Origin of the sequence: Acinetobacter sp. CIP 101966 (assembly GCF_000369725.1) — a bacterium.
In the GTDB taxonomy this organism is placed as follows: domain Bacteria; phylum Pseudomonadota; class Gammaproteobacteria; order Pseudomonadales; family Moraxellaceae; genus Acinetobacter; species Acinetobacter lwoffii_Q.
The window spans coordinates 79,849-88,280 of the sequence record NZ_KB850163.1; the positions used below are offsets into that span (position 1 = coordinate 79,849).

Consider the following 8,432-nt stretch of genomic DNA (forward strand, 5'->3'; position numbering starts at 1 on the left):
AATCATAGCCTTTATCTGCGCATACCACTTTTGTCTCTTTTAAATCTAATGTTGATATTAAATCAGGTGCAACTTTAACATCATGTGTGGTTCCATCGGTAATCATGAAATCAATAGGATTGCCATGTGCATCAACAATCAAATGTATTTTTGAGGAGTTTCCTCCTACACTTTTAGAAATAGATTGATTCGCTATGCCGGCAGAATGTTGATGAGCACGTACATGAGAGCCATCAATAAAAATCCACTCCATATCGGGGCATGAGGCTAGTAATTTGAATAATCTAAGTAACTTACCGCTGCTTGACCAACGATTAAAACGTTTGAAAATAGAGTTTGAATGACCAAAACAGGAAGGAATATCTCGCCACGGACAGCCTGTTCTAATTCTATAGAGAATAGCTTCAATAAAATTGCGTAAATTTGAGTTGTGGTGAATGGATAAATTACGCAGAATAACTTTCAACTTTTGCCAGTGTTGATCTGTCAGCATGGTACGAGGCATAGCGAATAGTAAAATTGGGTTTGGCGATTTGATTTTACTACTTCGCTATTTTTTTAAGCTAAAAGTGTCAACACACCCTATATATCAATTTTAATTATTAACAATTAATCAATAATGTTTTGTTAATAATTGCATTTATGTTGATGGATCTTAAATTTATATTGTACTTCTCTATTTAATTTGGGATGAAGATGAATAATATTTTAATTATCAATGGTGCTAAAACTTTTGCCCATTCTAATGGTGAATTGAATGATACCTTGACAATTTTAGCAGAAGAAGTATTAACCGAATTAGGTCATAAAGTTAAAGTTACGCGTGCTGATAGTGCTTTTGATCCAAAAGAGGAGGTAAAAAAATATCTTTGGGCTGATGCTATTATTTATCAAATGCCAGGCTGGTGGATGGGTGCACCATGGACAGTAAAAAAATATATTGATGATGTATTTACTGAAGGTCATGGTCATATATACGCAAATGATGGTCGTTCACGTTCGGATACTTCTAAAAAATATGGTTCGGGAGGTTTAATGCATGGCAAAAAATTTATGCTGTCATTAACTTGGAATGCACCTGCTGAAGCATTCACTGATCCAAAACAATTTTTTGAGGGGAGAGGTGTAGATGGGGTTTATTTGCCTTTTCGAAAAGCCAATGAGTTTCTTGGTATGCAAAGCATGTCAACATTTATTGCTCATGACGTCATCAAAGCACCAAACGTACCACAAATAAAAGATGACTATCGCCAACATTTGATCCGTAATTTTCCTGCATCAGTGATATAGAGGTAAATGATGTTAACAATTATTGCTGAAATTAAAATAGAACCCGGTTCAGAGCATCTGCAACATGTAATCAATTCATTCAAGGAGATCACACCAACAGTGCTTGAAGAAGATGGTTGTTTTGGTTACGAATTACTTATTAATCATGAGAGTCATGCGTCTTATCAGGCGCCATTGAAAAATACAGTCGTTATGTTGGAAAAATGGAAAAGTATCAAGCATTTAGATTCCCACCTTGCAACCGTACATATGCAAGAACATCACTTTAAGATAAAAGATGATGTTCTTGGTGTTGATATCCGAATTTTAGAGAATGGATTTTAATCAAATTATTATATTCATTTATGAGTTTCTCTAAAATTAACATAATACACGTTATACGAATCTAAAATGTTAGAACCCATTTAAAGTGTCTATATTCTCACCAATAAAAATGTCGGTGGTGTATCAAAAAGTATGCTAAAAAAAAGCAGGTTGAATTTTGATAAAATAGAGAAATGCAAATAACTCTAGAAATCAAATGTCCAACCTGCCTCAGTGACAGTATAAAGAAAAATGGCATCAAAGTAGATGGGAAACAAAACTACCAATGCAAAGACTGCAAACGTCAGTTTATTGGTGACCATGCTCTGAGCTATCTAGGATGTAATTCTGGCATTACTCGTAAAATATTACAGTTAATGGTCAGAGGCAGCGGTATACGAGATATCGCTGAAGTTGAGCGCATTAGTATCGGTAAAGTCTTACGGACTTTAACTGAATCGGCCTATCAAATTCAGCCTAAACAAAGTCATTATGAATCTCTCGAAGTAGATGAATTCTGGACTTTTGTTGGAAATAAAAATAATAAACAATGGCTTATTTACGCCTACCATCGAGAAACAGGTGAGATTGTTGCTTATGTTTGGGGTAAGAGAGATTTAGCTACAGTCCAAAGGTTGAAGACAAAGCTTAAACAATTAGGTATTCACTACACCCGAATTGCAAGTGATCATTGGGATAGTTTCATCACTGCTTTTAAAAACTGCAAGCAAAGTATTGGTAAGTTTTTTACTGTAGGAATTGAAGGTAATAATTGCAAAATAAGGCATCGAATAAGGCGTGGTTTTAGAAGAAGTTGTAATTTCTCCAAAAAGCTTGAAAACCATTTTAAAGCCTTCGACTTAACCTTCTTTTACATCAATAATGGCTTCATTTAATGTCAGCATACTTTTTAAAACACCACCAAAAACTCTACTATAGCATTTTACAAGTCAATCTCTTGCTTAAAACCCTACTTATTCCATGGAATAAAAGCAGACAAGATAAAGATCAGCCTTGTTCCAAAAGCTTTTCAGTACAATCACATGGTTATAATCTATGCTCTTGGCTGCAGTAATTAAAGTGACTTGTTCCTGCTCAGCGATCTTCCGAATTTGCTGCAATGTCTTGGCTTGCTGAACAAGTTCCGCTGTATAGCGCTGTTGAAATATCTCCCAATGTTCAGGATCCTGCGCGTACCATTTGCGCAGTTCAGTCGAGGGCGTGATTTCCTTGGGCCACATATCAATTTGAGCATCCTGCTTTTTGATGCCTCTGGGCCAAAGTCGATCGACCAGAATCCGTTTACCATCTGACGCTAAAACTTCGGCATAGGCACGCTTGATTTGAATTTGCATGGGTCATCTATTTATTGATCTGGAATTTCGGCATTGACCAATAAAGTCAGCAATTGCAAGGATTCCTGCCATCCCAGATAACAGGCCTCTGCCGGAATCACATCTGGAATACCCGATTGGGTGATATGCACTTCCGTGCCCACAAAAACCGGGTGGAGCTGAATCGTGACGTCAATTTGACCGGGTAAGTTTGGGTCGTCGAACTGGTCGGTATAGCGCAACAACTGGTTAGGCATAATTTCATGATAGGTTCCGCCAAAAGACTGGCTGGTACCGGTGGTAAAATTGCTAAAGGACATTTTATAGCTGCCTCCCACTTTCGCATCAAGATGATGGACTTTGGCGGTAAAACCATGCGGCGCCATCCATTTCACCAAGGCATCAGGATCTGTAAAGGCTCTAAACACCCGTTCTGGGGGTGCAGTGAATACACGGTGAAGTTTGACTGTACTGGGCATTTGTTTTTCTCACTTTTTGTTGTTTTGTGTGCTTAAGTCTACTGCTGTTGATTCCTGGCTCTGTATGGCTTTGGTATGACATTCAGAGTGGATTTTCACTGCATTTAGCTCTACTGAAAAATGCTCAACAGCTTCCAGAATATTTCTACATTAAAAACAGCTGTGCTCAAGCAGATAGCTTTAATTTAATTCTGGCATCCGAACATAAACCCCTTAATCCGGCATGTCATCAATCTGATGCGGTTCTGTACGCGGCTGGGTATTCATGCGATGCCTAAAAGACGATGAACGTTCATATGCCTGCATACGCACCCGCATAATGGAACCCAATGGCTGATGTTCTGTCACGCCATGCCAAGGGTTAAAAGACAGCACGTCATCGGAATACACCCGACGTGCCGGACTGAAAGTATCCTGTTGGGGAAAGTGCAAATGACCAATGACCTGATGCGGTGATTCCTGTTCTTTCCACAGCACAGCCGCATCCTCGACGGGCATAGTCCTCAAATCGGTACATAGCTGCGCACGAATCACATAATCTGCCGTATTCTTCTGAAAGAAATCCCGGACGATGTCACGAATAGCGGAATCATCATTGATTTGCATCTGGATACCGGTGAGTTTCTTCACCGAGTCAGATTCGGGTGCGACACTGATTTTGGCAATATAATCGCCATAACGAAGCGCTGCCATACTATGATAGGTTTCGCCCAATACATGATGCTGGCTACGCGCCAGACCTTTTAAGCTTGCAGGTGCGGGAAAGCCTGCGCGATTTACCAGATAATCTACGCCGCGCATCACCTGACGCAAGCTACGCATAACCGGTTCAGGCGCCTGTTCTGCTTCCGTAATAAAAGGCAGCATTTGCTTATATTTACGCACTGTTCCAAAAGTCAGCACCGGAATATTGACCATCAGAAAATCCTGATGATGACCATCGCTTGGATCATTCGGCAATAAGCGCTGTCCCGGCACATTTAAAATTTTAAGGGCGAAACCATGCGGAGCCGGAGTTTTATCGCTATGCAGATCGCCGGGCGCAGCCGATAGACGTACCATCACGTCATAATAGCCCGGATGAGCAAAAATCCCTTGAGCCAAATGAGCCGGCAAATTTTCAGGAACGGTCAAAATGCCTTTTAAGAAACCATGGGATTTTGCATGTGCATCACGAACCGCATGACGGTGCCGGTCAAAAACCTGGTTATTGGTCTGTGCCATCTGTTCTGTAATATGCAGAATATCCTCTTCTTCATTTTCCTGTTTTTGCTCTACTTCGGGACGATAGTTCACATAATTCGCACTCATACTTGCTTCCTTTTGATTTTTTGAATATGGATCAATTGCACTGAATTTTTTGTATTAATCTAACAAGGAGTTCGCTTTACAAGTTAATTCATTGGTTAATGCTTTGAGGGTCTTTGGTAAATACGACATGCAGACCGAGTCAAAGACCGATGAGGTGAAAAAATAGAGCACGTCAAAAATTGAAAAGTGATTTAACTTTGCAAGTTTCATGCTTATGCTTCGTCGGGAGATCCAGCTCATTTTCCAGGAAGATGAGTTTTGTTTTCGCTTTTAGCCTTTTTTTAGCTTAAAAAATCCTGAAGAGAGCCACCCTTGGCTTGTTGTAACTTGGCAATTTCCTCTAGCTTTTGGGTTTGCGCCTTGTCACTCGTCAGTGTCTGAATTAAATCGTCTGCAAGCTGGTTTAATAACACCAGATCATCTTCGCTCATCTGCCGAATTTGCTTATCCAGAACACAAAAGCTGCCTAACACCAGACCTTGTTTAGTACGTAAAGGTACACCGGCATAAAATTTGATTTTATTTCTGTTTAACTCCGGGTTATGGGTAAAACGCGGATCTCGGTCTATATCCTCAATAATCAGTGCTTCATTCTGATGAACCAGATGGGTACAAATGGATTCTTCCCGGGGAATGCGTGCCTCTATCGGATTTTGATTTTCATCTGCCAGCGGGCTGGCTGGGGTATTCACCCATTTTTCATCAACCAGGGAAATTTGCGCATATTTCACGTTAAATGCCTGGCAGGCTTCTTCAATATACTGCTGATAAATCAGTAAAGTTTCAGGTTGAAGCAATTGCAGTTCATGCAAGGCCGCCAAACGTTCCGGTTCATTTTCCGCAAGCAATTCACGTGCAGGATTTTTACCTTGTTGTAGCATCAGCGCATCAATGCTCAGCATCAATTCATTCACCGTGGATACCACGGCATCCGGTTGAAAACGGTTTTGAATCTCGTCCCGCAATTCATCGCTGACATTGCCCCAGGTGGCAAAAATAATTTTAATATTCGGCAGACGTTTACGGATGCGATGATTCAACAAGCGAATTTGTGCCAAAGGCTGCCGATAAAACATGGAAATGCAAAGCATCTGAGTATTTTCTGGCAAGGATTCAAGCACATCCATTTTTGATTGAATCAGTACTTCATTATGGCTTTGCGCGGCAATTTTTCTTAAGTTTAAACCATGGGCCAACATGGAAGATGCCCATACATCAATTTCCCAACGCACCCCCAAGCACACCACTTGCGCAGGACCAGCTGTATTTGGAGCTGGGTACTTTTGCTGGAAATCATGATTAAACAACTTTAAGCCCTGATGCATTCTTAAACGGTGCTCGGCACTGGCTTCGGTACTATGTCCTTGCGAAAACAAACGAATGGCGGGAATGGCAACGTCGTCATAAAAGGCATTGACCTTACGAACGACGACTTCCTCACTGGGCTTTTTCGGCAATTTCTGTTGAATATAATCCTGGGCAACTTCAAGGGCATCCTCTACTTCATCGGCAACTAGGCGCTGGTAAAAGCGTTCCGGTGGCGTCAGTACCGGTTCGCTACCAATCAGGGTTTTGATAAATCCCAATGCCGGAATATAGTGAGCCAATACCAATAAACACGCCGTCAATGGCGTCGAGAGAATCAGTCCAGCAGCCCCCCATAGCGTAGTCCAGAATGTCGCCGCAAGAATAATCGCCAAAGTGGAAAGACCGGTACTTTCGCCATACAACCACGGTTCAATCACATTGTTACTAATCAGCTCGAGTAACAGAATCAGCCCAATGGTCCAGAGCACCATATTCCAGCCCGGATCAACCGCAAATGCCAAGGTAATGGGAAATAAGGCCGAGATCATGGGCCCGACATAGGGTAAAAAGCGCATTCCGATCGCGACAATTCCCCACATAATCGCAGCAGGCACACCAATCAGCCATAAGCCCACCGCCATGGGAATACCGAAAGTGACATTCACCAACAACTGCATCCGCAAATAGGTTCCAATCCGGTCTGCGGCATCATCCAGTGCATCTGTACCGACGTTTAAATTGCCGCCCAGCAATTTCAACAAACGGTCATGCAAGTCTTTGCGACTGAGTAAAATCAGTACCACAAACAGAAAAACAATCCCGACTGTGGCCAAGGGATGAAAGATCCTCGCGCCCCACTGCATTGCCGTTTCAGTGGTACTGGCTTGCTGCCCAACCACCTGCACCTGCTGCACCCCCTGGGTTTGTTCAACTGGAGTCACGTCCTATATCGAACTTTCTACCGTATCAATGGTCGTGATGGCGCCGTCCCATACACTCGGCCCAGAAGTAAAACTTTTGGTGGTGTTTCAAAAAGTATGCTGAAAAAAAGCAGGTTGGATTTTGATAAAATAGAGAAATGCGAATAACTCTAGAAATCAAGTGTCCAGCCTGCCTAAGTGACAGTATAAAGAAAAATGGCACAAAAGTAGATGGTAAGCAAAATTACCAATGTAAAATATGCAGACGTCAATTTATTGGTGATCATGCTCTCAGTTATCAAGGCTGTCACTCAGGTATCAAAACCAAAATATTACACCTCATGGTGCGAGGCAGTGGTGTCAGGGATATAGCAGAAATTGAAAGAGTAAGTATCGGTAAAGTTCTACGGACACTTAGCCAATCAAAATATCAACTTCGAGCACAGCAAAGTCATTATGAAACCCTTGAAGTAGATGAGTTTTGGACTTTTGTTGGTCATAAGCAAAATAAACAATGGCTAATTTATGCCTATCATCGAGAAACAGGTGAAATTGTTGCTTATGTATGGGGTAACCGAGATTTAGCCACTGCAAAACGACTTAAATTAAAATTGAAGCAGTTAGGTGTAAGCTATACATGTATATCAAGTGACCATTGGGATAGCTTTGTTACGACCTTTAAAGAATGCAAACAGTTGATTGGTAAATTTTTCACTGTGGGTATAGAAGGCAATAATTGTCGATTACGGCATCGAATCAGGCGAGGCTTTAGGAGAAGCTGCAACTTCTCCAAAAAGCTTGAAAATCATTTCAAAGCCTTTGATTTAGTGTTCTTTTATATCAATAATGGATTCGTTTAATGCCAGCATACTTTTTGAAACACCACCAAAATGTCTAGTTTATGATGGTTTTCACCATCATGGACTGGATATAAATATAGATGCTGATCACTATGTCTGACAAAGAAATTCAACGTCTTGCAGTTCTGCAAGACGTTCGAGATCATCGTATTACACAAGTCCGTGCTGCTGAAATCCTTAATCTTTCAACCCGTCAAATTACCCGGTTATTACAGAAGCTCAATCAAGATGGTGTTTCAAGTATGGCGCATGCCAGTCGTGGTCAACCGGGCCATCATCGCCATGACGATTTATTAAAATCAAAATGTCTTTCCATTATTTCTGAACATCTGCTGGGATTTGGACCTACCTTGGCCCATGAGAAGCTCAGCAGCATGTTTGACCTGAATATCCCGGTAGAAACGCTTCGGCGCTGGATGACTGCAAATGACCTCTGGATTCCACGATCCAAGCGCCTTAAACGTCCATATCAGCCACGTTATAACCGGGATTGCTTCGGTGAGCTAATCCAGATTGATGGCTCATATCATGACTGGTTCGAAGGACGCGCTGCTAAGTGCTGCTTGCTGGTTTATATCGATGATGCCACTGGAAAGCTGTTGCATCTGCGCTTCTGTGAGGCGGAAA

General features: G+C 41.5%; 10 protein-coding genes. 5 read left to right on the top strand and 5 right to left on the bottom strand.

The window, feature by feature from the left end; all coding sequences use genetic code 11:
• Nucleotides 1-505 (bottom strand): IS5-like element ISAba31 family transposase (locus F891_RS15250; protein ID WP_005264364.1); only part of this gene is annotated, 505 nt, incomplete at its 3' end.
• Between the two features lie 191 nt (nt 506-696).
• On the opposite strand from F891_RS15250, the gene F891_RS15255 reads away from it, so the two are divergent.
• From F891_RS15255 to F891_RS15265, 3 genes are all read left to right on the top strand, one after another.
• The gene (locus F891_RS15255) at nt 697-1,290 is read left to right on the top strand and encodes an NAD(P)H-dependent oxidoreductase (protein WP_005100727.1); all 594 of its coding nucleotides are present in this window, start codon (nt 697-699) and stop codon (nt 1,288-1,290) included.
• 9 nt (nt 1,291-1,299) lie between these two features.
• Nucleotides 1,300-1,614 (top strand): putative quinol monooxygenase, encoded by a 315-nt coding sequence (locus F891_RS15260; protein ID WP_004281786.1) that lies wholly within the window; start codon nt 1,300-1,302, stop codon nt 1,612-1,614.
• Between the two features lie 173 nt (nt 1,615-1,787).
• Nucleotides 1,788-2,489, top strand: a complete 702-nt coding sequence (locus F891_RS15265) for an IS1 family transposase (protein ID WP_004282344.1) — start codon at nt 1,788-1,790, stop codon at nt 2,487-2,489.
• Between the two features lie 78 nt (nt 2,490-2,567).
• Here the strand turns inward: F891_RS15265 and F891_RS15270 are convergent, their stop codons facing one another.
• The 4 genes from F891_RS15270 to F891_RS15285 all read right to left on the bottom strand — a co-directional run bounded on the left by F891_RS15270 (nt 2,568) and on the right by F891_RS15285 (nt 6,966).
• Entirely contained in the window at nt 2,568-2,948 is a 381-nt protein-coding gene (locus F891_RS15270) for a DUF488 domain-containing protein (RefSeq protein WP_005264367.1), read from the bottom strand.
• A gap of 11 nt (nt 2,949-2,959) precedes the next feature.
• Nucleotides 2,960-3,406, bottom strand: a complete 447-nt coding sequence (locus tag F891_RS15275) for an SRPBCC family protein (RefSeq protein ID WP_004281784.1) — start codon at nt 3,404-3,406, stop codon at nt 2,960-2,962.
• A 213-nt stretch (nt 3,407-3,619) separates the two neighbouring features.
• Complete coding sequence (locus F891_RS15280) at nt 3,620-4,717, bottom strand: catalase family protein (protein WP_004782578.1); 1,098 nt, start codon at nt 4,715-4,717, stop codon at nt 3,620-3,622.
• A 281-nt stretch (nt 4,718-4,998) separates the two neighbouring features.
• Nucleotides 4,999-6,966 (bottom strand): AI-2E family transporter, encoded by a 1,968-nt coding sequence (locus F891_RS15285; protein WP_005264370.1) that lies wholly within the window; start codon nt 6,964-6,966, stop codon nt 4,999-5,001.
• A 137-nt stretch (nt 6,967-7,103) separates the two neighbouring features.
• Here F891_RS15285 and F891_RS15290 point away from each other — a divergent pair, with 137 nt between their 5' ends.
• Together F891_RS15290 and F891_RS15295 are read left to right on the top strand one after the other, a co-directional pair.
• Entirely contained in the window at nt 7,104-7,805 is a 702-nt protein-coding gene (locus F891_RS15290; RefSeq protein WP_004282341.1) for an IS1 family transposase, read from the top strand.
• A gap of 80 nt (nt 7,806-7,885) precedes the next feature.
• The coding region (locus tag F891_RS15295; protein WP_005264373.1) for a helix-turn-helix domain-containing protein at nt 7,886-8,432 on the top strand (547 nt) is incomplete at its 3' end.

Excerpts from the sequence above, each read along its gene's own strand:
- F891_RS15275 (WP_004281784.1), bottom strand. The coding sequence starts at position 3,406 with ATGCCCAGTACAGTCAAACTTCACCGTGTATTCACTGCACCCCCAGAA.
- F891_RS15280 (WP_004782578.1), bottom strand. The coding sequence starts at position 4,717 with ATGAGTGCGAATTATGTGAACTATCGTCCCGAAGTAGAGCAAAAACAG.
- F891_RS15265 (WP_004282344.1), top strand. The coding sequence starts at position 1,788 with ATGCAAATAACTCTAGAAATCAAATGTCCAACCTGCCTCAGTGACAGT.
- F891_RS15290 (WP_004282341.1), top strand. The coding sequence starts at position 7,104 with ATGCGAATAACTCTAGAAATCAAGTGTCCAGCCTGCCTAAGTGACAGT.
- F891_RS15270 (WP_005264367.1), bottom strand. The coding sequence starts at position 2,948 with ATGCAAATTCAAATCAAGCGTGCCTATGCCGAAGTTTTAGCGTCAGAT.
- F891_RS15255 (WP_005100727.1), top strand. The coding sequence starts at position 697 with ATGAATAATATTTTAATTATCAATGGTGCTAAAACTTTTGCCCATTCT.
- F891_RS15260 (WP_004281786.1), top strand. The coding sequence starts at position 1,300 with ATGTTAACAATTATTGCTGAAATTAAAATAGAACCCGGTTCAGAGCAT.